Origin of the sequence: Brachyspira alvinipulli ATCC 51933 (genome assembly GCF_000518245.1) — a bacterium.
In the GTDB taxonomy this organism is placed as follows: domain Bacteria; phylum Spirochaetota; class Brachyspiria; order Brachyspirales; family Brachyspiraceae; genus Brachyspira; species Brachyspira alvinipulli.
Genome location: NZ_KI912402.1, coordinates 417,978 through 442,537, shown reverse-complemented (window position 1 = coordinate 442,537; position 24,560 = coordinate 417,978). Strand labels below are relative to the sequence as shown.

The following is a 24,560-nucleotide window of genomic DNA, read 5'->3' as shown; positions in this document are numbered from 1 at the left end:
ATTATAATTATGTTTTATTATCAATGTTATAAATAGTAAAATTATAAAAAAATTAATATTTTTTTATAATTTTTTTTATTTTTTTTGTAAAAATTATTTAGCACCTGCTTTTTTAAGTATTTCAATAATATCTTTATGACCTCTTTGAACAGCATAAGTCAAAGCTGTTTTACCATATTTATCTTTTATATTGACATCAGCACCTGCTTTTACTAATATGCGTACTATTTCTGTATGTCCTTTATGAGATGCTCTGCTCAAAGCTGTTCTGTTTCTAACATTGCCTGTATTTAAATTTACTTTTTTATCTACTAAAAGCTGAACAACTTCTGTAAGTCCTTCTTCAGATGCCTCTATTAATGGTGTTTCTCCCATCCTATCTTTAGTATTTATATCAACACCAGAATTAATAAGCTCTATTGCTCTTTTTATATCTCTTTTTTCTAAAGCATCCATTAAAGCTGTTCTTTTTTGCTGTGATAATAAACTTATACTAAAAATCATTAATAAAATTAAAATCTTTTTCATAAAATATATTTCCTTAAAAAATTATCTTTTATTTTGCTCCTGCATCTTTTAAAATCTTAACTATATTTTTATGACCTCTTTCACTAGCATAAATTAATGCCGTTTTACCATATTTATCCTTTATATTAATATTAGCCCCAGCATCAACTAATAATTTTACTATATCAGCATATCCTCTAGTTGCGGCCCTTATCAAAGCTGTCCTCTTATTATTATTTACATCATTCAAATTAACTTTTTTGCTTATTAATAATTTTACAACTTCAGGCAAACCTTCCTCTGCTGCTTCTATCAATGGTGTTTCTCCCCTTCTATCTCTTGTATTAAGATCTACTCCGGAATTTATTAATTCTATAGCTCTTTTAGTATCTTTATTTTCTAAAGCTTCCATTAAAGGAGTCATTTTTTGCTGAGGGAATAAAGATAAACTTAAAATCATCATAAAAATTAAGACTATAATTTTTTTCATAAAATGTATCTCCTGTATATTTAAATAAATTTTATTTTGCTCCAGCAGTTTTTAAAATCTGCACTATAGATTTATGTCCTCTTTGATTAGCATAAGTTAATGCTGTTCTTCCTCTATTGTCTTTTATATTTAAATCGGCTCCTGCATTTACAAGAACTTTTACTATATTAGCATAGCCTTTTGAAGAAGCTCTCATCAAAGCAGTTCTTCCCCATTTGCTTTTAAGATTTAAATTTACTTTATTTTCTATAAGTAATTTTACAATCTCTATATGTCCGCCTTCTGCAGCTTCTATTAATGCATTCTCCCCTATCCTATCCTGCTGATTAATATTAGCTCCTTCTTTTATAAGTGTTCTTACTTTATTTATATCACCCCTTCCAGCAGCATCAATAATAGCTATATCGCTTTTCGCAAACAAATTTATTGAAAATATTAATGCCAATATCAATATCTTATATTTCATAAAAACTCCTAATAAAGTATTCATTTTAATAAGAAGTATAATAAATATAATTGATATTGTCAATTTTTTGTAAATAAAATTTGTATAGAATTTACATTTTTTAAGAATATGTAAACTAATTTTATACTAATATATTTATAAATGTTATATATGTTTAATAATTATAAAAATACAAAATAAATATTCATATAATCAAATTAAATTATACAGATAATAAATATTAAAAAAATCAATTAAATAAAGCATAAAGTACAGGTATTATAAAACATACTATAAAAGCCCAAGCTCCATAAATATATATATAAAATACTGATTTAGTATCTCCTATAGTTATATCTTTTATATTTGGAATATTATCAGATTTTTTGAATATTATTAGTATAGACTTTATATTAAAAAATGTTATAAAAATTAAATTACCTAGCATAACTAAATTTGTACCTATCAATGTTATTTTATTTGGGCTTATACCATATTCTATTAATCTGTACAAAGAAGAAGTTAATACTAATATATCAAAAATAATGGCTATTATAGGAAGAACTAAATATACTGCTTTAGTGAATATACTTGATTTATAATCTATTCTTATAAAGAACATGTTTAATACAATTATAGCAAGCATAATGTTATAAAGTATAAAAGTAGCTCTGTTATCATAAGGTCTTATATCAGGCATTAATAAAAGAATCAAAAGTATAAATATAAATAATAAACTAAAAGGCATTAATATTCTTGATAAATATATAGAAATATTAGTTTTCATATTTTTATAAACTATATATACCAAAAAAGGAAATATTGAACTTAAGAATGATATTGATAATAATATTAATTTAAATATAATTTTTTCATCTAAGCTACTGATAATATCTTTTATTAAAAATATAACTATCGCTGCAAATATTCCAAATACTGTTGATACTATGCCTGCTATCAAGCCTGCAAATATTAATATATCTGCAGAAAATGTAAAAAACTCTGAAATAGTTTTAGAATTTAATACTTGAAATCCATTATATGATAAAGCTAATATTATAAAAAATATGATTACAGAAAATACATATTTAATATTATAAAACTGTGAATATAGCTCAATATTATCAATAGAAGCAATTGCAGTAAAAAAACTACTACTTAAATTTATAATCATCACAAATAAAAAAGATAAAAATATTATAATGATATTTCTTAAATTAAACTTTGAATTAATATTTAATATCAAACTAAAACAGAAAAAATAAAATATGTAAAAATAAAATATGTCTATAAAAAAATTATTAAAATTACTAGAAGAATAAATACCATCAATTAATTTAACAATACCTAAATAAGAATATATAGTCATTGCTAATGATGCAATAAAACCTATAGCAATAATAATCAAATTTGCTATTAAATTATTTTCTAATATTTTGCCTATTTTATTGTTTATATCATTTATTGTGTTTGTTTTTTCATTTGTATTGTTTGTATTATTATTTTTAATACTGTTTTCTTCCATAAACCAATATACCCTATCATAGTAAATAAGATTGAAATGATTATAAATGAATAAATATAAAAGTCAAGATATAAAACTAGCAATTATCAAAATATTAATTAATTACTAAAATAGTTAAATGGAAAAAAAAGTTTCTTTAAAATTTAATTTTTAGTATAATATATAATTAAAGAAAAAAAGTTATTTTTATTGAAAATTTATTATTTTTACTATATTATTAATACGTACTTTTTGTAACTAAAAAAGAATTTAAGGAGTAAAATATGGTTAAATTCTCAGATTTAGGACTTGTAAATAGTAGAGATTTATTTAAAAAAGCTATTACAGGCGGTTATGCAATACCTGCATTTAACTTTAATAATATGGAACAACTTCAAGCTATAATACAGGCATGTGTAGAAACTAAAAGCCCTGTTATAATTCAGGTATCTTCAGGTGCTAGAAAATATGCTAATCAAACTTTATTAAGATATATGGCACAAGGAGCTGTTGAATATGCTAAAGAATTAGGAGTTAATGTTCCTATAGTTTTACACTTAGACCATGGCGACAGCTTAGAACTTTGCAAAAGCTGTATTGAATATGGTTTTTCTTCTGTTATGATAGACGGAAGCCATTATGATTATGATAAAAACGTAGAAATTACTAAAAGCGTTGTTGAATATGCTCATAAATATGATGTTACAGTTGAGGGAGAATTAGGAGTACTTGCTGGTGTAGAAGATGATGTTGTTGCTGAAAGTCATACTTATACTAGACCTGAAGAAGTAGAGGATTTTGTTAAAAAAACAGGTGTTGATTCACTTGCTATTTCTATAGGTACTAGTCATGGTGCTTATAAATTTAAACCAGGTCAAAACCCTAAAATCAGATTGGATATACTTAAAGAAATTGAGAAAAAAATTCCAGGATTCCCTATTGTACTTCATGGTTCTTCAAGTGTACCTCAAGAGTATGTAAAAATGATCAATGAAAACGGCGGAAAATTAGATGATGCTATAGGTATTCCTGAAGAGCAATTAAGAGAAGCTTCTAAGAGTGCAGTTTGTAAAATCAACATTGACAGTGATTCAAGACTTGCTATGACTGCTGCCATTAGAAAAGTATTCCATGATGACCCTAAAGAATTCGATCCTAGAAAATATTTAGGACCTGCTCGTGATGAGATGAAAAAATTATACATGCATAAAATCAATAATGTATTAGGTTCTAATAATAAAATATAATAAAAACATAAAGGAGATAATGTGGGAAAACAGCACAGAAAAGTAGTTAAACGCAAAAGAGCTTTAAGAAGAATTAAAAGACAAAAAGAAGCTCTAAATGCTAAAACTAAATAATTAACTAAAAACTCAATACTTAAGGGCATAAGTTCATTCTTATGCCCTTAATTTTTTACAACCATACCAGCTTAAACTAAGGATATACCAATGAAAAAAATATTGTTAATCATATTGTTATTTTATACAATACTAATATCTTGCGATACTAGAACAGAGAAAGCAGCATTAGCAATACAAACAGATTTCGGAAGAAAAGATAATGCTGTTGCTAGTATGTACGGAGTGGCTTTAAGTGTAGATAAAGATTTAAAAATTTATGATCTTACCCATGAAATACCTGCATACAATATTTGGGAAGCTGCTTTGAGACTCGATCAAACAGCTAGATATTGGCCTGAAGGTACTGTATTTGTCAATGTTGTAGATCCTGGAGTTGGTACGGATAGGAAATCTGTTGTAATGAAAACCACTAATAATTATTATTTTGTAACTCCTGATAATGGGGCATTAACTTTTGTTGCTGAAAGTTTAGGTATAGAAGAGGTAAGAGAAATTGATGAGGCTGTAAACAGATTAAAAAATTCTGATGAATCATATACTTTTCATGGCAGAGATGTTTATGTTTATACCGCTGCTAAATTAGCATCTCAGCAAATTAGTTTTAAACAAGTTGGACAATCTTTAGGTACTAATATAACAAAAATAGATTATGAAAAAGCAAGATTTGAAAACGGTAAATTCTATGCTAATATTCCTATACTGGATATTCAATATGGAAATGTATGGACATTGCTTCCTCGTAAATTAATGCTTGATAATGGAGTTCAAATCGGAGATATTTTAAATGCATCAATATATAATGATGGTAATTTAGTATGGAATGGAGATATTAAACTTGTAAATACTTTCGGAGATGTTCCTGAAGGAGATAATATGGGTTATTTTAATTCTGAGCTTAATTTTTCTATTGCTGTTAATATGGGAAATTTTTCTGAAAAATATAAAGTTTACAGCGGTCCAAAATGGAGTATAGAAATCACTAAAAAGTAATTTTTATAAATTTTAAAGGCATATATAATATGTGTATGCCTTTAAAATTTAGGTCCAAGTCTATATCCTATTTGAACGCCTACATCAATATTACCGTAACTTTCACCTTTTACAACATTAATATCAGGCAAAGTATCAGACCAAGAAAATCCCCAGTCGTATCCTATGTAAAACCCAACATTAAAAGCCATATTATCCTTAAAAAATATTGAATAATTAAAAATACCTCTTATATATGTTCTAGGATTATCCATATAAGTTATTTCTTTTGAATAATTATCTCTTTTGTAATGTAATTTTGAAGGAAGTGTAAACTTAGCTCCTATATTAATACCTATAGAAAATCCTTTTATATTAAATTTTGGATAGAATCCTAAATATAAATCATTAACATACGCTTTGTAAATCTCGGATTCATTATTTTTTGAATAATTAAAACCACTGTAGCGATAGCCTAACGAACCTAATAAACTAACTCCCATATCATTTCTTATTTGAAACATATATCCAATATCAGCCTCTAATCCTATTTGAAAATTACCTCCTCCTTTAGGATTGCCGGAAACCGCAGGATTTTTTTCAACTAATGTAATACCTGCACCTATTGGAGAATTTATTATTAGTTCAAAACCTCCAAGCTCAGAATAAGCAGTACATTGTACCAATATCAGCAAAACGCATGATGCTATAATTTTTAATAACTTAAACATATTATATCTCCAAAACCTATTGCCTATATTTTATACCTGAATATAATAAACTCAACTACTTATAATTCTTTTTAAAACAGCATAAATACAATATTTTTCATAATTTCTTATATTATCATTTATCATTTTTATAATATTTATATCTATTCTCTTTATAACGTATTGATACATCTTTATTAAATATCGTAAATCTAATATAATTATATTTATATTTAATCTTACTATAATATTCTTTTATTGTATTAGATTCTATAAGAACAATAAACTCTTTTGAAAAGTATTTATTATAATCTTCTTTATTAATATTCTTTACAGCTTTATTCAAAGTATTTTTTATAATATCAACAATTTTTCTCTCATCATCAACAGTAAAATTTTTTGTTCTAAATGCTAAAAATGCTTCTCCTTCAATATATTTAGCAAATGATAAGGACTTGCTTTCCCAAAAATTATATTTACTGTAAAACTCTTCCAATAATTCAAACCATTTAGGTATAGCTGTTAATAATATTTTAGGCTCTTTAACAGCTCTTTGAGAATCCTGCCCTACTCTTTTTACATAATGATAATTTGTATTATATTCAAAACTGACATTATCAGTATACATTAAAAGTTCATGCGAAAATATACCATCTTCTCCAGGCTGAACATTTAAAGGATATCTTAAATATTTATGACTATCTAATATAGATTTTTTTATGAACATTGAACATGTAGGAAGTGCAGAATGATAATCTTTATTTACTCTTTTATCCAAATTCCAAAAAGTACTTAATACTACTAAATCACTATTATTTTTTTGGGCATTGTTATAAAAAACTTCAATAAAATCATTATCTATATAATCATCGCTGTCAATACAAAATAAATACTCTCCTGATGCTCTATCTATTCCGTCATTTCTTGCAGCAGATACTCCGGCATTTTTTTTATCTATTATTATTATTCTATTGTCTTTATTAGCATACTCTTTTAATATCTCAAGAGAATCATCAGTAGAGCCATCATTAATGCATATTATCTCTAAATCTTTATACGTTTGATTAATTACACTATCCAAACAAGCTCTCAAATATTTTGAAACATTATAAACAGGTATTATTATACTAACCATAATTTTTCATATCCATATAAACTACAATTTCATATTAACTTATTATATTATAACAAATTATTTTTTAAAGTATATCACATAAAAAAAGAGAGGCTAATAAAACCTCTCTTAAAAATTTATTTAACAGTAATTAATTATTTTCATTTATATATGATAATAAACTCTCATATTGAACTTTCATATTATCCGGTACTTTAGGATCATCAATCAATTTTTCTAAATATTTTTTAGGCTCATCTTTTTCACCTGACAATGTCATAATAACTGCTTTATAATAATGAGCCACATAAACTTCTTCAGAATTAGGGTAGTCTTTTATTATATCATCAAAATATTTATTAGCATTATCATAATCTCTTTTCTGTGCTTTTATCAAACCAAATCCAAGTAGATATTTAGCCATAGAGTCTTCAGGTATAGCTTTTTTAGCGATTAAAGCATCATATATTTTTTTAGATTCTGTTTCATTACCTGATTCTAAATATAAATCTAATTTTTCCAAAGTAGGTTCTTTATTTGCTAATACAGAATTAACTTTATCTAATTTTTCTATGGCATTTTTCATATAAGGAACAAATTGTTCACCTTCAACATATCCTCCTACATTTTCTAATACAAAACCATCAGCACTTATAAAAAGTATTGTAGGAAACCCTTGAACACCATATCTCTGTGCTATTTCTGCTCCCTCTTCAGAAGTTTCAGGATTCAATTTTACAGATACCATTTTTTTAGCAATATCTATAACTTCTTTATGAGAATAAGTATTTTTATCTAACTCTTTACACCAAGTACACCAATCAGTATAAACATCTATCATTATTGGTAAATTTTTCTCTTTGGCTTTTTTCTTTGCTGCAGCTAAATCTTTTTCCCATTTTATTTCAGCATCAACTTTATTACATGATATTATAGATAATACAATTATTAAAATTGTTAATATATTTTTATTCATATATCTATCTCCTTAATTTATTATTTTTTATTATAAAATATTTCTAACAAAAGACAATACAGCTAAAATTTAATTAGTACTGCCGAAATAATCAATGAAACTTGTATAAGCCTCTTTCAGCTCGTCAGGAACTGTATTAGTAAAACTTTCTATATATTTTAACCCTTCATTTGTCTGACCATTATTTACTATCATATCAAGTCCTTTATAATAATATGCTATATACACTTCATTATAATTAGTATATTTATCAATCATTTCATTAAAGTAGTTCATAGCTTTATCATTATCTTCAATATCCAAAAGCATAAGAGCTATTTTAGACATATATTTTGCTCTGCTGTCTTCTGGTATTTTATTTTCCAATACTAATGTATCATACGTTTCGGAAGCTTCTTTAGCATATCCTGAGTCTAAATATATATCTAATTTTTCTATACTAATAGAATCGTCTTTAAATACCCTTTTGATATTCTCTTCTTTTTCTTTAATACCGTTCATTTCATTTATCAATTCATCACTCTCAATATAACCAACTATTCTTCTTATAATAAATCCATCACTATTCATAAAAAGCATTGTAGGAAAACCTAATATACTGTATTTATTCAAAAAATCATTTCCATTACTCACCTTTTCAGGATTATATTTTAGCATTATAAAATTTGAAGAATTATTAATTACATCTTTATTTACAAATGTTGTTTTCTCCATTTCCTTACATGCACCGCACCAATCAGTATATACATCTATCATTATTGGTTTATTTTCTGATTTTGACATTTCTAATGCTTTATCAAAATCAGTTTCCCAATTCATTTTTTGATTTGAGCATGATACCAACAAAATAAAACTAAATAATATTATATATAATCTATTCATTATTTGTTCCTCAAAATATATTTCTATAATAAAACAATTTATGTGTAATAATGTAAATATTTAGAATTAATAAACTATTCCGCCGCATAATGTTATATCATCATTATAGCAAACGCATGATTGTCCTTTAGCAATTATTCCGGTAGGTTCAAGAAATTTTATATTTATAGTATTTTCATCTATAGGAATTACTCTAGCCATAGTACCTTTATGTGCACTTCTTGTTTTTACCAAAGCCTCAAATTCTTTCTGTATAGGATTTACTATCCAATTAATATCATGTATAACTGTTTCATTAATGAAAGTATAATCCTTTCCGCCCACATATACTGTATTAGTTGCACTATCCAATGATATTATAAATAAAGGTTCTTTATACGCTATACCCAAACCTTTTCTCTGCCCTATAGTATAATGCCATATACCTTTATGATGACCTAATACTTCATTTGTATCTATATGTATTATTTCACCTTCTTTATCTTCATCAAATAATCTGTGATACTCTCCAGCAAAAAAGTCCTGACTCTCGCTTTTTTCAGCAACTTCCAAATTATATTCTCTTGCAATTTTTCTAGTATCTTCTTTTGTATTCTCATGCATAGGAAACATTATTTTTGAAAGCTGATTTTGATTAAGTCTGTATAAAAAATATGATTGATCCTTTATACGGTTTTTGCCTCTTAATAATATATATCTTTTAGAATCTTCATCATATTTAACACCAGCATAATGACCAGTAGCAAACTTGTCAAATTCTAATCCTTGTTTTTCTATAGTTTCAAATAATGCCATAAATTTAATTTGACTATTGCACATAATACAAGGATTAGGGGTAAACCCACGCTTATACGACTCTGTAACATAATCTATGACTTTTTTTTGAAACATTTCGCTTACATCAAAAGCATAATAATCAATTCCTATTGCCTCAGCATATTTTTTACAATCTTCTACAACTTTATTTTGATAAGGACCATAACAAGAACCGCTTAAAGGTGCTCTATTATCTCCATTCCATAAAAGCATTGTAACACCAAATACTTCATTTCCTTGTTCTTTTAAAAGTTTTGCTGTAGTAGTAGAATCAACACCAGCACTCATTCCAACTGCTATTTTTAACATAAATCCGCTCCATATCTTATATCTTTTCTGCTGAACTCTTACTTATCCAACCCTTAAAATTTCCTTTTACATAATACCAATTAGTATATTCTTCTAATACCCTTAATTTTTCTCCCTCACGTATTATAGAAACTATATCAGATTTAGTACTGCTTCCATTATAAATATTTGCCTCTTCTATAGTTACAACATAATCATCTTTTATTAGTTTATTAGTTATAATAGTGGGTATTAAAAATATAATAAACAATATCAATAAAAATTTATTAGGCTTTCTTGATTTTATAAACAATACAATAAATACTGTAAAACTTATTAAAAATAATATTAGTAATATATACATAGTCACAATAATTTGTGAATCATAATTATCATTTCCTGTAATAGAGTTTATTGTATTTTTTATTTCTTTATCAAAAGGAGCAATATTCAAAGCTTTTTCGTAATAAAGAACAGCATATCCGTTACTTCCTATAGCAGCATAAGAAGACGCCAAATTATAATATAAATCTTTTGAAATTATATTTGATGAAACAATATCTCTATACAAATAATTAGCTTCTAAATATTTTCCTTCGTTATAAAATTTATTGGCATTTTCAAATAAATTATTTACTTTATCTAAATCAGCACAATATAAAAAACAAGACTGAAATATTAAAAACATCATTATCATTTTTTTTATATTCATTTATACAATTTCCATCTTTAATTATTTATTTTTAATTTTTAAGTTTTCTATATATTTCATTATTTCAATAGCTTTTGTATGATAATCTTCATTACTATATGATGTGCCAGAATATAATTCAAGATTGCATTTATCTATTATATACTTTATATCATTAACTTTTTCAATATCCATATAATCATTCAATTTATTAAATAAAATATTATCATTATGTATATTAAATTTATCTTTTATTTTTTTGATTAAAGCAGTTTCTATAGATTTGCAATACTCTTTTCTATTATTTTCATCATAATATTTTTTTATATTTTCAATATTAAAATCATTATTTTTATTAGCATTATTAAATAATAATTTTATATTTCCAATCTTTTTAGAATAAAATATTATTATAGATACAGCTACCAATATAATAATGTAAAAATAAATTATATTAATATTAAATACTTTAAACTCTTTATCTTCTTTTATAATTGTATTTTTTATAGGTATAACATTAATATTTTCATTATCATTATTAACAAAAGAATTAAAATTCTGCTTAATACCTGATACTGTTAAATTAAAAGCACTTGAATAAATATTAGTATAGCTTTTATTAGTAGGTGAAAAATAACAAAAAGCAATATTTGATATCATAGAATCCCCTTCATCTCTAGCAACTAATACATACTCTTTTATTTTTTTTCCTATCATTTTATTTCCATCAAACCAATTGGTTTCATAAGTTTTAGGTTTGTATACAGAGAAATAATTTGTTATATCATCATTAATATTAGGCATATTTATAATGGATGTATTTCCTTCTCCAACAACTTCCATAGTTATTAAAAGTTCTTCTCCTACAGCAAGATTAGTTTTGTTTAGTTTCACATCAAAATTAAAATCACCTACAGCTCCTGAAAAATTTTCAAATCCTTTTTTATCAGGAAGCGGCAATACATTTATAGTAAAATCTTCTTCTCCATATTCAACCCTATCATAAAACATACCTTCTTTCTCAAACACAAAAGGAGTAGTTAATATATCTTTTTGTCCAGGTTTTACAGGATACAATGCCTCTTTCTTTAAAGGCACAACACTTACCCTTTTGCCGTCTATTATTTCTGTAAATGAATTATATTCGGATGAATCAGCGTATGATATAAAATCTGTTCTAACTGGTATCTTTGAAAATCCCAAAACATTTATTGGTATATGAGAATATGCTTTCTGCTCTATATATATAGGTTCATATAAATATACTTCTTTTTTATTTATATTATTATCAACATAAATATCCTCTCCGTAATCCATAAACTCTTCAAATTTATTTCCATCCGGAGTACTATTATTTTCTCTGCTCCTTACGGGTGAATTCAAAACCTCTATTTCAACAGGATTAGCAACATAGGTATTATTATTTACTTTCACTTTAATATCATCTATTTTATATACGCCTTCTTTATTTGCTATATATGTAAAATTGTATGTTTGAATTGACTTGAATGTACCTGAAGAATACATCATATTTCTGCTTTGAGATGTACCCCTAAGCACAAAGCCGTCTACATCTGGAACTGTTACCCTGCCTGAACTGTTATTTATAGTTACAGATAAAGTAAATAATTCTCCAATGCCTATTCTTTTATCAGAAAACTCTGCTGTTATGCTTGTTTGTGCAAATAATGAACTATAAGCCATAAATAATACAAATAATACAGAGTTTTTTAAAATATTACCAATCCTTATCAATTCTTCCTCCGCCGTAATATTGATCTCCATTATCTTTATCTTTTCTAAACTGCCTCAAAGATTCTAATAATCTGTCAATATCTGATTTGCTGTCTTCATTATCATTATTGTTTTGGTCATTATTATTTTGATTATTGTTATTTTGATTATCCTGATTATCATTATTGCCATTGTTATTCTGATTATCTTGGTTATCCTGATTTTGGTTATCTTGATTATTTTGATTTTGATTATCCTGATTCTGATTGTCCTGATTTTGATTATTACTATCATTATTATTCTGATTATTCTCACCAGAATTTCCATTATTATCGCTTTGACCGTCTTGATTATCTTCGCTTTGCTGATTATTAAATCCGCTGTTATTTTGCTGATTCTTTTTCTGTTCTTCTAATTTTTTCTGTGCATATTCTAAAGCTCTTTTTGCATTTTCATCATCTGGGGTATTAACTAAAGACTCTACTAATTCATCTATAGCACCCTGATAATCCTGACCTTCTATTTTTGTTATACCTGCATTATAATGAATAGCACTTCTAGTCTTTTTGCTTGTATTTTCTGTAACACTTTTTTTTGCCATATCAAATAATTGTACTGCACTTTCAATATCTCCTATAGATGACATTGTTGTACCCATATTATAAAATATCTCAGGAGAATTAGGAACTTTACTTAAAGCCTTTTCATATAAAGTTATGGCACCATCATAATTACCTTTTTTCATTAATCTATTTGCTCTGTCTACATCAAGTTTTGCTGTAAATTCATTAAATGAAAATGCATATATGTTAAAAGATGTAATTATAAAAAATAATATTATTAATTTATATTTTTTCATTTTTGATTCCTATTAATACGATTTCGCTTTTTTATTAATTATTTTTTCTCTAGAAGTCTTTACTCTTATTTGAGTTAATATATTAAATATACATGCAATCATTATGAGTATAACGGAAGCTGCAAGAAATATTTGAAATCTCTCTTTATAGCTTCTATTATTTCTTACAGAAGATACGCTGTCCATATTTTTTTTCATATCATCAAATATGCTTTCCAATGAAACATTTTCAGCAATATAACTTTTTCCATGTGTAGAATCTGCTATCATTTTTAATGTATTATCATCTCTTTTCGAAACAACAGTTTTTTCTCTCACTCCTAAATCAGTGCTTATGCTTGCTCCTTCTAAAGTCCCTACACCTATTGTATATACACTCACATTCATATTATTTAATTCTTTTAAAACATCATCAAAATATCCGCCATGATCCTCACCGTCAGTTATCAGCACTATTGACTTTTTACTTACAGCATTAACATTAAAAGTGTTCTTGGCAGTTACAAGTGCATCAGCTATTCTTGTACCTTGCAATGTAACAGATTTTGTAGTCAAATTATTTAGTATATAATTAAAAGTTTCCATATCCTGAGTGAAAGGACTTGCTATAAAACTAGTTCCTGCAAAACCTACTAAAGCAACAGATAAATTGTCAGTGTTTTCAACAAATTTTTTTATTTCTAATTTTGCTCTTTCCAATCTTGAAGGCCATACATCATCTGCATCCATAGATCTGGACAAATCCAAGGCAATAGTTACCATATAATTATCTGTTTTAATTTTTTGTTCTATTATGCCCCATTTAGGCTGCATGAGTGCAAATATTAAACAAGCACTTGCCAATATCATAAATATAATAGAAAATACTCTCAAATTTGATATTCTTTTGTAATTCTTATCATTTTTGAAATTAGAATTTTTTGTAAATATTGACAATATCTTATGAACTTTTTTTCTAGACATAACAAATAAGGCAATAAGTACAGGAATTAATATATATAAAACTATAAATTTAAAATCACCAAAAAACATTATATTCCCAATCATTTTATAAAATATATCTAATTTATTATACTAATATTTAAATTTTAATCAATATGCATAATATTTATATAAATAACCATAATTTTTTAATAAAGTAAACATAATAGAAAAATATTTATTTAATATGATAATAAAAGAATTTAAATTTTAATATAAAAAACGGCAAGAAAAAATCGCTATGATTAAAGCCCTAACTGAATTAATCATAGCGATTACAAGTTTGATAACTGCTTTAGTAGCATTACTTAAACAGTAATTAAAAGAAAAAACGGGGTGGGACGGCAATCCTGCCCCTGTAAAAAATTATAACATATATAAAATGGAGGTCAATATATGAATAACAAAATAATTGAAAATATAAGATTTGCTAGTTTTATTATATTATCTTTATCTGTAATAATTTTATCTATATCTTTTATAATTAAAGGATAATATTGTGGCAAGAGAAGGAGCAAGGGAAGGGGCAGGACGTAAAAAAATAGCCCCTGAAAATAAAGCCAAACCAATATCAAAAGTAGTTTATGTAAGATTAGAAAATGAGTTATATGATAAATTAGAAAATATTGCTGAAAATAAAAATCAAACTATCAGTCAATATTTAAAGCAAATAATAATAAATAAGATAAACAGCACAAAATAAAAATATACAAGCCGATGTCATTAAAATGATGTCGGCTTATTCAAAATTAATTAAACTATTGTATAAATCTTTTTTACTTCTTTGATTTTATAATAAAACAAATGGCTAATAATAAGACTAGGGACAAATATCATATACCTTTTATGATTGAAAAGTTCAAAGAGTATGTAAATAAAAAGCATTCTAAATACCCTACTTTTGAACAGCTTTATTTAGAAAATAATTGGGTAAGACAAAGCGTACATCGAATATTAAAAAGTGAGGCAGGAAAAGAAATAACTGAAGAAACTCTCACTTTCTGGTATTCAAAATTAAAAGAAAAACAAAAAAAAATGCTTTTTGAAAAAATATATCTAAATAAATCAGTTCAAGGTCTTATTTTTTTAGCTAAATATTGCCACGGCATAGGAATTGACAAAGACAATGAAGAATCCGGCGGAGCTACTGAACTTGATTATAAATTAGAATTGTTGAGGCATGATATAGAATTATTCTTCCAATTAGCCAGAAAAGAAAATATTGATCCTACTAAAAAGTTTGTACATCTCGAAGGCGGGAGAGCGGGCGGAAAAAGTGAACAAGTAGCAAGATACGTGATATTAAAAGCACTTGAGAGAAAAACAAACGGTTCACTTCTTTGCGGTCGTGAGGTTCAAAAATCTATTGAAACATCAGTTAAACCGCTTCTTGAAAGAATTATAAAACTTTATCATTTAGAGAATTATTTTAATATCACAAAGCAGGAAATACTTTCAAAGCATAATAATGTACGCATAATTTTTATGGGATTAAAAGAGGCTTCTTCGGATGCTTCAGACACATTAAAATCTACAGACCTTTTATTTTTAGCTTGGATTGAAGAGGCACAAAGCATTTCAGAACTTTCACTTGAAAAATTAATACCAACTGCGGCAAGGGTTGAAGATTATCAAATAATATTTACTTATAACCGCCATAGACAAAACACTGTAATTTATGATTATTTTTTTAATGAAAATGTGACCCGAGAACGTCTCATTTTGACTCAGCATATAAATATAAATTATTATGACAATAAGTTTAATTCCCCAGAGCTTATTTCATTAGCCGAACTTGACAAAGCAACAAACTTAAAAAAATGGAAATATATCTGGAATGGTGAACCTCAGACAGAGTTTGACGGAGCTTTATGGACTTATGAAGAGATAAAAGACTTAAATCTTAATTTATCATATGACAAAGACAATTATGTACGCAGGATATTAGCAACCGACCCTGCCACAAGCAGTAAAGACTTCAATAACGAATACGGAATTACAGTACTCGGCATAACGCATGAGGGATATGTTCATTTAATAGCTGATGTTAGCGGACATTATACTGCTTCAGAATATGCGAAAGTGCTTGTAAAAACGTATTTTAATTATGAATGTGAGGCAGTAGTTTATGAAGAAAATCAAGGCGGCGACCATGTGGCAAATACAATATTAAGCGAAAGTAAAAGCGTTCGTTTAATACCTGTACGAGCAACGCAAAGTAAATATTTAAGGGCTTTACCTGTGGCAAACTTATGTTCACAAGGTAAAGTATATTTCTTAAAAAGTTTTCCAAAATTAGAAAATCAAATGCTTTTACTTACAATACAAGGCTATCAAGGAGAGCAAGGAGAAAGCCCTGACCGACTCGACAGTTTTGTTTGGGGCGTTTATGAGTTATTAGGCTTGAAAGATGTTAATTCAATTGATGTTTACTTTAAACGTGCTTGGTTTAAATGTATCGATGATATTGCCGCAGACTACAATATTACAAATAAAATTGCTTATTACAGCTTTAAAGGCAGTAAGAGCGTATTTATATTATTTGATTATTTCTACACTAGGGACGGATTAAAACAATTCCAGCACTTTTTAATTAAAGAAATAAAATCAGCTGATACAAACGAGATAGCAGAAAAGACAAAAGATTATTTAAACGATGTTAATTCAATAATAGCTTTTGACAATGAAAATATAGACTTCAGCTGTTTGAATATAAAAAATATAGAACGAATAGAGATAGAAAAACTAAAATTAATAGATTATGCAGCATACTCAATGCCTTATATACAAAACAAGCTTATTTATTTAGAAAAGAATCAGGAACTTGAAAGAACTATTATAGATAATGTGTGTCAATATATTCCTGAAGAAGTGAAAGAAAATATTATTTTAGAAACATTACTTGAACTTATTTATTATGAGTTTGAAGGAGAAAAAATACAATGAGTTTCTTTAAAGATGGTAAAAATCTAATATTAACTTACGATGAGTGTAAAAACATTTATAGAACTGCCACACTCGGTAAAAGAATTGTTGAAGGACTTGTAAACTTCGCTATGAGTGCTGAGCGTGAAATAGATATACATAAAGCACCACCCGAGGCAATAGAAAAGTTCAAAGAAACAGCCGACGAGATGAAACAAGATGAGGCAATAAAAAAAACTATATATAATTCACGTATTTACGGAACTGGGGTATTATATGTTGCTATGTACGATGAAGAAAAAGAAGAAGATGATTTTACTACAAAACCAACATTTGAAGATGCTCATAAATATAAAATGAAGTTTACAGTTATGGACCCACTAAATATAAGCGGTTCGAGGGTAGATTTAGATCCTCTTTCTTTTACTTTTTTACAAGTAATTGATATTCAAGTAAACTCAAAACAAATACCTAAAAAAAGAATAGCTATTTCTCATGCTTTAGAGCCTTTGTATTTAGACTCAAGAACTTCACTTATTCCGTTTTCTCCTCCTTCTGTTTTTTACAATATGGCAGCATTATTAAATCAATATGATGATGCCATAAAATCGATAGGAGATTTACTTTATAAAGCAGGGGCAATTATTTATAAATATCCTGCCAAAGCAAAATTAAACGGCGTTACAATATATGCTATAACTGCCTCAAAACAGATTTTAGAGCAAAAAAGAAGCGGAGAAGTTATTTCTATTTCAGCCGACAGCACAATCGAAGATTTTCCTATTTCTAATTTAAACGGACTTATTGACAGCATTAATAAACTTGAAGATGATATAACAAAAGCATTAAATGACACTCCTGCCTCAATACTATTCGATAAAAGCCTTTCAAATGGATTCAGCGAGGGAGATAAAGACAAAGAAACTGAAATATCAATAATAGAAAGTTTTAGAGAAAATAAACTCACTCCTTTATATAACCTTACTGACTATTATGTTATGCTCAAGGCTTGGGACAGTGCTTTTATTGATGATATGCGTTATAAATACAGCGAATATCAGGACAAAACAGACAGCGAAATATTTAGAAGCTGGGCTGAAAATTTCAAGTTTCAATACGGCAACTTATTTCCTGAACCTGAAAGCGTTACTCAAGACAATAATGCTAAAAAACTTGATAATTTACTCAAAGCCCAACAGTTGGGAGCTAATCCTGCGGACTTACAGGAAGAACTAAACGAAAGCGAAATATTTAAAAATGAAATGGAATTGGATTCACAGCCTCAAGGAATGGACGGTATGGGCGGAACAGATGCGGCAGATGATGAAGAAGTATTTGATTACACACAAAATGACAGCACTATAAAAGCAGATGCTAGTGATATACCTCCGGGCACAGAATGGAAAACTTTAGAAAATGGGGAACATATACTAGTTAATGAAAATGGCACTATTATTTCAGGAGCAGGCGGAAATTTAAAAGGTAAATATTTCAAAAATAAAAATACAGGAAAGTTTGAAAAATACACTTTTAATCAGCAAACCTTAGCAGCAGAGGCAGAGCGTGAGTACAACGAAAATAAACAAAAAGAACTTGAAGCACAAAATAATACATTTAGTGAAGTTAAAAATATATCAAAAACTGAATATACAAAAAACAGAAAAGATTTAGTTGATTTAAAAGATTTATTAGGTTTTTATCAAAGAGAATTAGAGCAAATACATGTAAATGATAAAAAGAATAGAGCAAAAAAAGAAGAACAAATAAACAGTGTACAGCAAAGTATTGAAAAAAAAGAGGCGGAAAATAAAAAATATGAAGAAACAAAGAAAAAAGTAAATAAAGGTGATAAGGAAAGTAAAGGACAAACATCAAAGGAAAAGAAAATCGGAAAAACTTATTCAATAGCTTACGACAATGATACTATAGAAAAATTAAAAAGTTTAGGTAAAACTTGGCAGGACAAAAGAATATATTTTAAAGATTTAAATAACTCTTATTACGATTTAGTTAGTGAAAAATGGGTAACAGACAGCCCAGAAACTACTAAAAAGGCTATGGAAATGGCTAGTGAAAGTCTTGATGACAGAGAAAATAGGCTTGCTAATGCTAAAAAAGAAGCAGAAGAAAAGAAAAAACGTGAATACGAAGAAAAAGAAGCAAGAGAAAAACCACTTAGAAATAATGTAGCTAATAAAATAAAAAACAAAGAAGAGTTTTCTAAACAAGTAATCGAAAAAATAAAAGAACATGGATACAATTCTATAGATAAAGGAAGTGTAAATAAAATAGCTAGCGAATTATTTACTGAAGATGAATTAAACGCTTGGAAAAATGCTAACCCTTACAGCAGTGAAATAAAAGATGTATTGAGGCAGGGAGATTATCAATATAATACTCATGACGAAATAGATATTACTCCAAAAAGTTTAATATATGACATAATGAAAAATCATTTCTATGCTAAAAAGCAAAATGATAAACCTCTTTCATTTTTTGATTTTATGGAAGTAACTAATGATACAGCATTCGATAACATGAGCAGAGATGAAGTATGGGAAATGTACGGAGATTTATATAAACAATATAAGAAAGAACATTATCAAAGAATTAAAGATGGTTCAAAAGATAATGAAATCTCTGAGCGGGGATTTTTAAACAGTGTTCATAGAACTCAAACAGATTCAAATTTTAATAAACCGCTAGGTATTGGCGGTATAAAAATAGATACTGATTTTAGAGAAGAAGATCATCCTAGAAAAGCAAATGGAGAGTTTAAAGAAAAAGGAGAAGAAAAAGAGATAAAAGAAAAAATTGAACAGCTTGAAAAAATCGACTGGACAAAAGATAATACTCTGCCTAACTTTCCTAAATCTTTTTTGAAAAAACAAGGTTTAGAAGATAAGCCTATTTTATTAAAAAAGAATATAATTGAAAAAAATAAGGCAAGCCACCCTGATATTACCGAAGAAGAAGCTAAAAGAATAATAGGAAATGCTTTATATAAACCAGAAGTTATATTAAAGGCAAATATTGATAAACCAGCATATCATAATTTTATATCAAGAACTGATGATAAACATAACGATCTAGTATTATTAGAATTATCTGATAAAAAAGAAAACTATGAAATAATAAATTATCATGTAATAAAAAATAGACAACGGGAACAAAAAGAAAAGCTGGATAAAACTATAAAAGAAAATAGCTAAGATGGGAGGACAGCCTGTCCATAACTAGTATGGGATTCCCTCCATCGTATCAATTTAGTAAATACTAAATATCACGGCAGGCGAGGCTGATTTTCTGCAGTTCATCCTAGCTATGATTATAGTTTAACAAAGTTTTTATGATAAGTCAATAGAAAAAGATAAAAAATCAGACATTATTTAAATAAAGTTTTATTTTATATTGAAGTTTTTTATATGCTATATTATACTATAAATAGGAGCAATTTTATGTATAATACAGAAGATAAACTTAAACAGTTAGAAGAAGATAATAAACTTTATAAAAATAGAATAAGTGAGCTAAATGAAATAATAGGGCATATTAATAAAGAAAATGAAAAATTAAAAATGGATTTAAATACTAAACAGCAAACTTTAGAAAAATATAAGAAATTTTATACTTGTAAATATACTCCATATATGGTAAGTGATGTTATATACGAGAATTTTTTTATAAAAATAAGCAGCAGAACTATAGTAAAAACAGCAGCAGAAAATAAATTATTTAATGATGAAGTTAAAGCTATTAGAGTTCCTAGAAAAAAAGGTTCAAATGAAAAATATGCTTCTACTGTATTATTTTCTATAACAGGAATAGCTCCGAGATTATCTTTTATTGCCTCAAGTGCCAAGTTGCCTGCTTTTGAATTTTTTTCAATATCTTTCGCGGCATCAGAAACTTTTTTAATTTCTTTTGCCGCGTCTTTTGCTTCATTAGAAATATCATCTAAAGCATTAGCTTCTTTATTCGTAGAAACAATACTGTCATCAAATGCTTTTGCTAAATTATTAATTGCTTTTGTTAAATCAGTATTTACTTTTGCTGTTTCTTTCATAAACTTTGAAACATCTTCTAAGCCTGCGGATAAATCATCATTATTTTTTGAAAGTTTTTCTACTGCCTTGCTTGAATTATTTATATTTGTTTCAAAACTGCTTGTATCAGCATTTAATGTAAAATCTATTTGATTTGTAGAAGTTGGCATATAATACCCTCATATAAAAATATAAGGATATTATAGTATAATTATAAAAATAAATCTTATACAAAAGTATAATATTTATAAAGTTTTTAAAAAAATACCAATTATTTTAAATATTTATTATATAGACTATATTTATTAAGTTTTTCATCAAAGAATTTTGCCATAGATATTAAATTAAAGATAGTATATCCCTCATTATTATTTAAAGTAGGTATCATTATAAAACCATTATTTTTTATTTTATTAAAATGTTCTTTTGGTAAAAGAAAAGCATACCCCTCTTTTTCATCTAAAACAGTACCTATCTTATATTTTTCTTTAGATAAAAAATAACTATTAGGTTTTGAATAAAAATAATTTTTATTACAAAAAATATAAATTCCATCATTTTTTAATAAAATAAGTATATTAGTATCATTAGTATTCATATCTTTCGCTAATATCTTGAATTACAATACTGCCCCAATATTTATGTATTATAGAAAATTTATTATCATATTCTTCTATTTTTATTCCTGTTTCTTCATCAAAATAACTATCAATCAATTTCTGCCCGTAAACTAAAAAACTAAAACTAAAAAGTAAAGTGAAAATTATTAAAATCTTTTTCATAAAAGACCCCCATACTTATTTTTTGTTAAAAATTCTAACATATAATACGTTTTTTAAAAGTGTTTAAATGTACAGTCTATACTTTTTTTTCGATTTTTAACCTCTTTATATGAGGCATTTGTTACTTTTTTTGCGTGAAGTTATGAATTATAGAAGGGTTATTTATTTTCTCTTTTCCCTATTGACTTTTTTATTTAAATTTTTGATTTTGTATTGCTTTTTCATAATATATGTTTTATATTATAGTTGCGGGAAAAGTTTATTATAATACATATACAAAATTATAAAGGTGGGTAGAAATTCGGTTATTAAGATTTAAGGCGGCGATAACCGATTTTTTATATTAAAACTAAAAAATAAAAAAGGAGTGAAAAAATGTTTTATCTTATAGAGGGCTTTTTAGTCTGATTCTTTTTTTAAATCAAATAATTTATAAAAAAATAAAAACTTTAGAGATTATAAAATAGTGCTTATTAGCAAAAGTTAATAATGTAAAGGGAGTATTTATGGTTATCAATAAAACAGAAATAGAAAATGAAATATATATGAAGTTTTATTTAGCAGACGATGAAAAAGTTATTGATAGATTACTAGAGGAATGCGGTAAAAAAACTTATAAAGAAAAATATATGTTCTTATACTCTTTAATGGGCATAAGTGAAGTATGTAATTATAATGATTCAGAAAATAAGATAGATGAGGAAAAAGCTGAATACGAGGATTGCCTAGCTATATTTTTGGAGGGTACATGGAGAACGATATAAATCAGCCCTCAGTAAATTGGGATATATATTGTCAAGATTTTCTTAATGAAGTAAAAAAGATTACTAATATTGATAAAACTATTATAAAAAAATTATCAGAAGAATATAAAACAATAATACAACCCGAAATGGACGAACATTATCTTTCTCATTTAATTTCATCTATAGAAAGTTTAATAAATGCTAATGAAAGAGAAAAATTTTTATGCCATATAAAAAAAGAAGTAGAAAATAAAAATTTAGATGAAGAAAAATACAATGAATTAATTAACTTAATAAAAAATGAAAAGATTAGGTATTATCCTATTTTATTAAGGAGACCAAAAAAACTACAAAGAAAAGCTAAAGTTACTTTTATGTATAATGGCGGGGCTATTATATATTATGACTCTGATGTTACAGAAACGAAACAAATTAGGAGATATATAGCTCATGAATTAGGACACATTTATTATAATAATATTACTAAAATTAATAAAACTTCTATTACAAAAGAAGAATTTTCAACTTTATTTGCTATTTTTTCTATAGCAGATAAGGATCATTTTTATAGCAAAATATGTCAAACTTTTTCAGATGAAAATATACTTTCCTCTATCAAAGAAACTTATAGTTTATTAACAAAATAAAAAAACATAAACTATTTAATGTAAAACTAAAAGCCGAAACCGTAAAAACGATGTCGGCTTTTTTAATGCCTCTAATTATAAATAAAAATACTATTTTTTTATATAAAATATAATTATTTAGCGATTTTTTTATTATTTTTCTTGAAAAACTATTGACATAAAATCAAGATATGCTATAATAATATCATAATCAATGAGGAGGTAAGCAAATGTTCAGAAAACGGCAAAAAAAAGCGACTGATTTGTATAAGTTAGTAGAGACAATAGCTAAACTTATCATTTCAATCGCAAGCCTTATAGGTGTATAGCAACCTTAATAAAAGCACTTAAATAAGGCGAAAACAACCCGAAGGGGAGCGGGTAATCTCCCCCACTAATTTTTTTTATAGTATAACATAATAACATATAGAGGTCAATTTTTTATGAAAGAAAAAACATTAAAAAAAATTAATAATTTATCTAAAATAATTTTTTCTATATCTTTATTTATATTTTCAATATCTATTTTAATATGGGTAATAAAATGGGTAATGAAGTAAAAAATACTCACGGCGGTGCTAGAGCTGGGGCAGGCAGGAAGAAAAAAGAAAATAAAAAAAATACTCATGTTATATTTTTTAGAATAAGCGATGAAGAAAATGAGCTTTTAAAAAAATATGCTGAGGAAAATGATATGAGTGTTGGATTATATTCAAAAAAAATAATATTTGATAAAATAATAGATATGGAAGAAAATAAATAACAGCAAATAAAAAATACAAGCCGATGCTATTAAAAATAATGTAGGCTTATTCAAAATTAATTAAACTATTGTATAAATCTTTTTTATACTATAGTTTAATGAGCAAAAATTTTTTTAAATTTTAACTTATTAAAAAATATAATTATCTATTTCTTAGTTCAATTTTTATATCATTTAAAATATTTCTTATATTCCTTAATTCATTTGCTATACTATTTAAAGCACTCGAATCTCTGCTGCTTAACTCTGAATAAAGTTTCGGCATAATATTATAACTAAAAATAGTTAATGCAATTCCAACAAATAAACCAACAAAAAATTTTTTCATAAATAAAAATCCTT

25 protein-coding genes are annotated in these 24,560 nt (G+C 26.3%); 9 read left to right on the top strand and 16 right to left on the bottom strand.

Annotated elements, in window-relative coordinates; genetic code table 11:
- Positions 1–93: 93 nt before the first annotated feature.
- From T324_RS0106900 to T324_RS0106885, 4 genes are all read right to left on the bottom strand, one after another.
- Positions 94–528 carry an ankyrin repeat domain-containing protein gene (locus tag T324_RS0106900; protein WP_028329564.1) on the bottom strand — a complete coding sequence of 145 codons (435 nt, stop codon included), beginning with the start codon at positions 526–528 and terminating at the stop codon, positions 94–96.
- A gap of 28 nt (positions 529–556) precedes the next feature.
- Positions 557–997: an ankyrin repeat domain-containing protein gene (locus T324_RS0106895; protein ID WP_028329563.1), complete on the bottom strand. Its 441-nt coding sequence runs from the start codon at positions 995–997 to the stop codon at positions 557–559.
- Positions 998–1,028: 31 nt separating this feature from the next.
- A complete protein-coding gene (locus T324_RS0106890; protein ID WP_028329562.1) occupies positions 1,029–1,463 on the bottom strand; it encodes an ankyrin repeat domain-containing protein in 435 nt (144 codons plus the stop codon).
- Positions 1,464–1,692: 229 nt separating this feature from the next.
- Positions 1,693–2,967: a hypothetical protein gene (locus tag T324_RS0106885; protein ID WP_028329561.1), complete on the bottom strand. Its 1,275-nt coding sequence runs from the start codon at positions 2,965–2,967 to the stop codon at positions 1,693–1,695.
- Positions 2,968–3,230: 263 nt separating this feature from the next.
- On the opposite strand from T324_RS0106885, the gene T324_RS0106880 reads away from it, so the two are divergent.
- Complete coding sequence (locus T324_RS0106880; RefSeq protein ID WP_028329560.1) at positions 3,231–4,193, top strand: class II fructose-bisphosphate aldolase; 963 nt, start codon at positions 3,231–3,233, stop codon at positions 4,191–4,193.
- A gap of 204 nt (positions 4,194–4,397) precedes the next feature.
- Positions 4,398–5,300 (top strand): SAM hydrolase/SAM-dependent halogenase family protein, encoded by a 903-nt coding sequence (locus T324_RS0106870; RefSeq protein ID WP_028329559.1) that lies wholly within the window; start codon positions 4,398–4,400, stop codon positions 5,298–5,300.
- A 41-nt stretch (positions 5,301–5,341) separates the two neighbouring features.
- On the opposite strand, the gene T324_RS0106865 is transcribed toward T324_RS0106870, so the two are convergent.
- The 9 genes from T324_RS0106865 to T324_RS0106825 form a co-directional block, all read right to left on the bottom strand.
- Complete coding sequence (locus T324_RS0106865) at positions 5,342–6,010, bottom strand: hypothetical protein (protein ID WP_028329558.1); 669 nt, start codon at positions 6,008–6,010, stop codon at positions 5,342–5,344.
- 115 nt (positions 6,011–6,125) lie between these two features.
- Positions 6,126–7,124 (bottom strand): glycosyltransferase family 2 protein, encoded by a 999-nt coding sequence (locus tag T324_RS0106860; RefSeq protein WP_028329557.1) that lies wholly within the window; start codon positions 7,122–7,124, stop codon positions 6,126–6,128.
- Positions 7,125–7,254: 130 nt separating this feature from the next.
- Positions 7,255–8,079, bottom strand: coding sequence for a thioredoxin family protein (locus T324_RS0106855; RefSeq protein WP_028329556.1), 825 nt, complete (start codon positions 8,077–8,079; stop codon positions 7,255–7,257).
- 69 nt (positions 8,080–8,148) lie between these two features.
- Positions 8,149–8,961: a thioredoxin fold domain-containing protein gene (locus T324_RS0106850; RefSeq protein ID WP_028329555.1), complete on the bottom strand. Its 813-nt coding sequence runs from the start codon at positions 8,959–8,961 to the stop codon at positions 8,149–8,151.
- Between the two features lie 66 nt (positions 8,962–9,027).
- Complete coding sequence (gene mnmA / locus T324_RS0106845) at positions 9,028–10,086, bottom strand: tRNA 2-thiouridine(34) synthase MnmA (RefSeq protein ID WP_028329554.1); 1,059 nt, start codon at positions 10,084–10,086, stop codon at positions 9,028–9,030.
- A gap of 16 nt (positions 10,087–10,102) precedes the next feature.
- Positions 10,103–10,777 (bottom strand): tetratricopeptide repeat protein, encoded by a 675-nt coding sequence (locus T324_RS0106840; RefSeq protein WP_245580655.1) that lies wholly within the window; start codon positions 10,775–10,777, stop codon positions 10,103–10,105.
- Between the two features lie 21 nt (positions 10,778–10,798).
- The gene (locus tag T324_RS0106835; RefSeq protein ID WP_028329552.1) at positions 10,799–12,511 is read right to left on the bottom strand and encodes a BatD family protein; all 1,713 of its coding nucleotides are present in this window, start codon (positions 12,509–12,511) and stop codon (positions 10,799–10,801) included.
- A complete protein-coding gene (locus T324_RS0106830) occupies positions 12,495–13,349 on the bottom strand; it encodes a tetratricopeptide repeat protein (RefSeq protein WP_028329551.1) in 855 nt (284 codons plus the stop codon). Before T324_RS0106830 ends, T324_RS0106835 begins: the two co-directional genes overlap by 17 nt.
- Before the next feature lie 12 nt (positions 13,350–13,361).
- Positions 13,362–14,381, bottom strand: coding sequence for a vWA domain-containing protein (locus T324_RS0106825; RefSeq protein ID WP_028329550.1), 1,020 nt, complete (start codon positions 14,379–14,381; stop codon positions 13,362–13,364).
- 448 nt (positions 14,382–14,829) lie between these two features.
- On the opposite strand from T324_RS0106825, the gene T324_RS0106815 reads away from it, so the two are divergent.
- The 4 genes from T324_RS0106815 to T324_RS17720 all read left to right on the top strand — a co-directional run bounded on the left by T324_RS0106815 (position 14,830) and on the right by T324_RS17720 (position 21,454).
- Entirely contained in the window at positions 14,830–15,033 is a 204-nt protein-coding gene (locus T324_RS0106815; protein WP_028329549.1) for a hypothetical protein, read from the top strand.
- 101 nt (positions 15,034–15,134) lie between these two features.
- Entirely contained in the window at positions 15,135–17,276 is a 2,142-nt protein-coding gene (locus tag T324_RS0106810) for a phage terminase large subunit (protein WP_084548620.1), read from the top strand.
- The gene (locus tag T324_RS0106805; protein WP_028329547.1) at positions 17,273–20,467 is read left to right on the top strand and encodes a hypothetical protein; all 3,195 of its coding nucleotides are present in this window, start codon (positions 17,273–17,275) and stop codon (positions 20,465–20,467) included. The genes T324_RS0106810 and T324_RS0106805 overlap by 4 nt, the downstream gene beginning before the upstream one ends.
- Positions 20,468–20,713: 246 nt before the next feature.
- A complete protein-coding gene (locus tag T324_RS17720; RefSeq protein WP_028329546.1) occupies positions 20,714–21,454 on the top strand; it encodes a hypothetical protein in 741 nt (246 codons plus the stop codon).
- A 118-nt stretch (positions 21,455–21,572) separates the two neighbouring features.
- Here the strand turns inward: T324_RS17720 and T324_RS0106795 are convergent, their stop codons facing one another.
- On the bottom strand, positions 21,573–21,899 hold the full coding sequence (locus T324_RS0106795; RefSeq protein WP_028329545.1) for a hypothetical protein: 327 nt from the start codon (positions 21,897–21,899) through the stop codon (positions 21,573–21,575).
- Positions 21,889–22,083: a hypothetical protein gene (locus T324_RS0106790; RefSeq protein WP_028329544.1), complete on the bottom strand. Its 195-nt coding sequence runs from the start codon at positions 22,081–22,083 to the stop codon at positions 21,889–21,891. Before T324_RS0106790 ends, T324_RS0106795 begins: the two co-directional genes overlap by 11 nt.
- 506 nt (positions 22,084–22,589) lie before the next feature.
- Here T324_RS0106790 and T324_RS0106785 point away from each other — a divergent pair.
- From T324_RS0106785 to T324_RS0106765, 3 genes are all read left to right on the top strand, one after another.
- Positions 22,590–22,847, top strand: a complete 258-nt coding sequence (locus T324_RS0106785; protein WP_028329543.1) for a hypothetical protein — start codon at positions 22,590–22,592, stop codon at positions 22,845–22,847.
- Entirely contained in the window at positions 22,832–23,476 is a 645-nt protein-coding gene (locus tag T324_RS0106780; RefSeq protein ID WP_028329542.1) for a hypothetical protein, read from the top strand. The genes T324_RS0106785 and T324_RS0106780 overlap by 16 nt, the downstream gene beginning before the upstream one ends.
- 523 nt (positions 23,477–23,999) lie before the next feature.
- The gene (locus tag T324_RS0106765) at positions 24,000–24,218 is read left to right on the top strand and encodes a DUF6290 family protein (RefSeq protein WP_028329541.1); all 219 of its coding nucleotides are present in this window, start codon (positions 24,000–24,002) and stop codon (positions 24,216–24,218) included.
- Between the two features lie 142 nt (positions 24,219–24,360).
- Here T324_RS0106765 and T324_RS0106760 read toward each other — a convergent pair whose 3' ends face one another.
- Positions 24,361–24,546 carry a hypothetical protein gene (locus T324_RS0106760; RefSeq protein ID WP_028329540.1) on the bottom strand — a complete coding sequence of 62 codons (186 nt, stop codon included), beginning with the start codon at positions 24,544–24,546 and terminating at the stop codon, positions 24,361–24,363.
- Positions 24,547–24,560: the final 14 nt, after the last annotated feature.

What these genes read in the sequence shown, in the direction of transcription:
- T324_RS0106900 (WP_028329564.1), bottom strand. Translation starts at nt 528, where the DNA reads ATGAAAAAGATTTTAATTTTATTAATGATTTTTAGTATAAGTTTATTA.
- T324_RS0106895 (WP_028329563.1), bottom strand. Translation starts at nt 997, where the DNA reads ATGAAAAAAATTATAGTCTTAATTTTTATGATGATTTTAAGTTTATCT.
- T324_RS0106890 (WP_028329562.1), bottom strand. Translation starts at nt 1,463, where the DNA reads ATGAAATATAAGATATTGATATTGGCATTAATATTTTCAATAAATTTG.
- T324_RS0106885 (WP_028329561.1), bottom strand. Translation starts at nt 2,967, where the DNA reads ATGGAAGAAAACAGTATTAAAAATAATAATACAAACAATACAAATGAA.
- T324_RS0106880 (WP_028329560.1), top strand. Translation starts at nt 3,231, where the DNA reads ATGGTTAAATTCTCAGATTTAGGACTTGTAAATAGTAGAGATTTATTT.
- T324_RS0106870 (WP_028329559.1), top strand. Translation starts at nt 4,398, where the DNA reads ATGAAAAAAATATTGTTAATCATATTGTTATTTTATACAATACTAATA.
- T324_RS0106865 (WP_028329558.1), bottom strand. Translation starts at nt 6,010, where the DNA reads ATGTTTAAGTTATTAAAAATTATAGCATCATGCGTTTTGCTGATATTG.
- T324_RS0106860 (WP_028329557.1), bottom strand. Translation starts at nt 7,124, where the DNA reads ATGGTTAGTATAATAATACCTGTTTATAATGTTTCAAAATATTTGAGA.
- T324_RS0106855 (WP_028329556.1), bottom strand. Translation starts at nt 8,079, where the DNA reads ATGAATAAAAATATATTAACAATTTTAATAATTGTATTATCTATAATA.
- T324_RS0106850 (WP_028329555.1), bottom strand. Translation starts at nt 8,961, where the DNA reads ATGAATAGATTATATATAATATTATTTAGTTTTATTTTGTTGGTATCA.
- mnmA (WP_028329554.1), bottom strand. Translation starts at nt 10,086, where the DNA reads ATGTTAAAAATAGCAGTTGGAATGAGTGCTGGTGTTGATTCTACTACT.
- T324_RS0106840 (WP_245580655.1), bottom strand. Translation starts at nt 10,777, where the DNA reads ATGAATATAAAAAAAATGATAATGATGTTTTTAATATTTCAGTCTTGT.
- T324_RS0106830 (WP_028329551.1), bottom strand. Translation starts at nt 13,349, where the DNA reads ATGAAAAAATATAAATTAATAATATTATTTTTTATAATTACATCTTTT.
- T324_RS0106825 (WP_028329550.1), bottom strand. Translation starts at nt 14,381, where the DNA reads ATGTTTTTTGGTGATTTTAAATTTATAGTTTTATATATATTAATTCCT.
- T324_RS0106810 (WP_084548620.1), top strand. Translation starts at nt 15,135, where the DNA reads ATGGCTAATAATAAGACTAGGGACAAATATCATATACCTTTTATGATT.
- T324_RS0106805 (WP_028329547.1), top strand. Translation starts at nt 17,273, where the DNA reads ATGAGTTTCTTTAAAGATGGTAAAAATCTAATATTAACTTACGATGAG.
- T324_RS17720 (WP_028329546.1), top strand. Translation starts at nt 20,714, where the DNA reads ATGTATAATACAGAAGATAAACTTAAACAGTTAGAAGAAGATAATAAA.
- T324_RS0106795 (WP_028329545.1), bottom strand. Translation starts at nt 21,899, where the DNA reads ATGAATACTAATGATACTAATATACTTATTTTATTAAAAAATGATGGA.
- T324_RS0106790 (WP_028329544.1), bottom strand. Translation starts at nt 22,083, where the DNA reads ATGAAAAAGATTTTAATAATTTTCACTTTACTTTTTAGTTTTAGTTTT.
- T324_RS0106785 (WP_028329543.1), top strand. Translation starts at nt 22,590, where the DNA reads ATGGTTATCAATAAAACAGAAATAGAAAATGAAATATATATGAAGTTT.
- T324_RS0106780 (WP_028329542.1), top strand. Translation starts at nt 22,832, where the DNA reads ATGGAGAACGATATAAATCAGCCCTCAGTAAATTGGGATATATATTGT.
- T324_RS0106765 (WP_028329541.1), top strand. Translation starts at nt 24,000, where the DNA reads ATGGGTAATGAAGTAAAAAATACTCACGGCGGTGCTAGAGCTGGGGCA.
- T324_RS0106760 (WP_028329540.1), bottom strand. Translation starts at nt 24,546, where the DNA reads ATGAAAAAATTTTTTGTTGGTTTATTTGTTGGAATTGCATTAACTATT.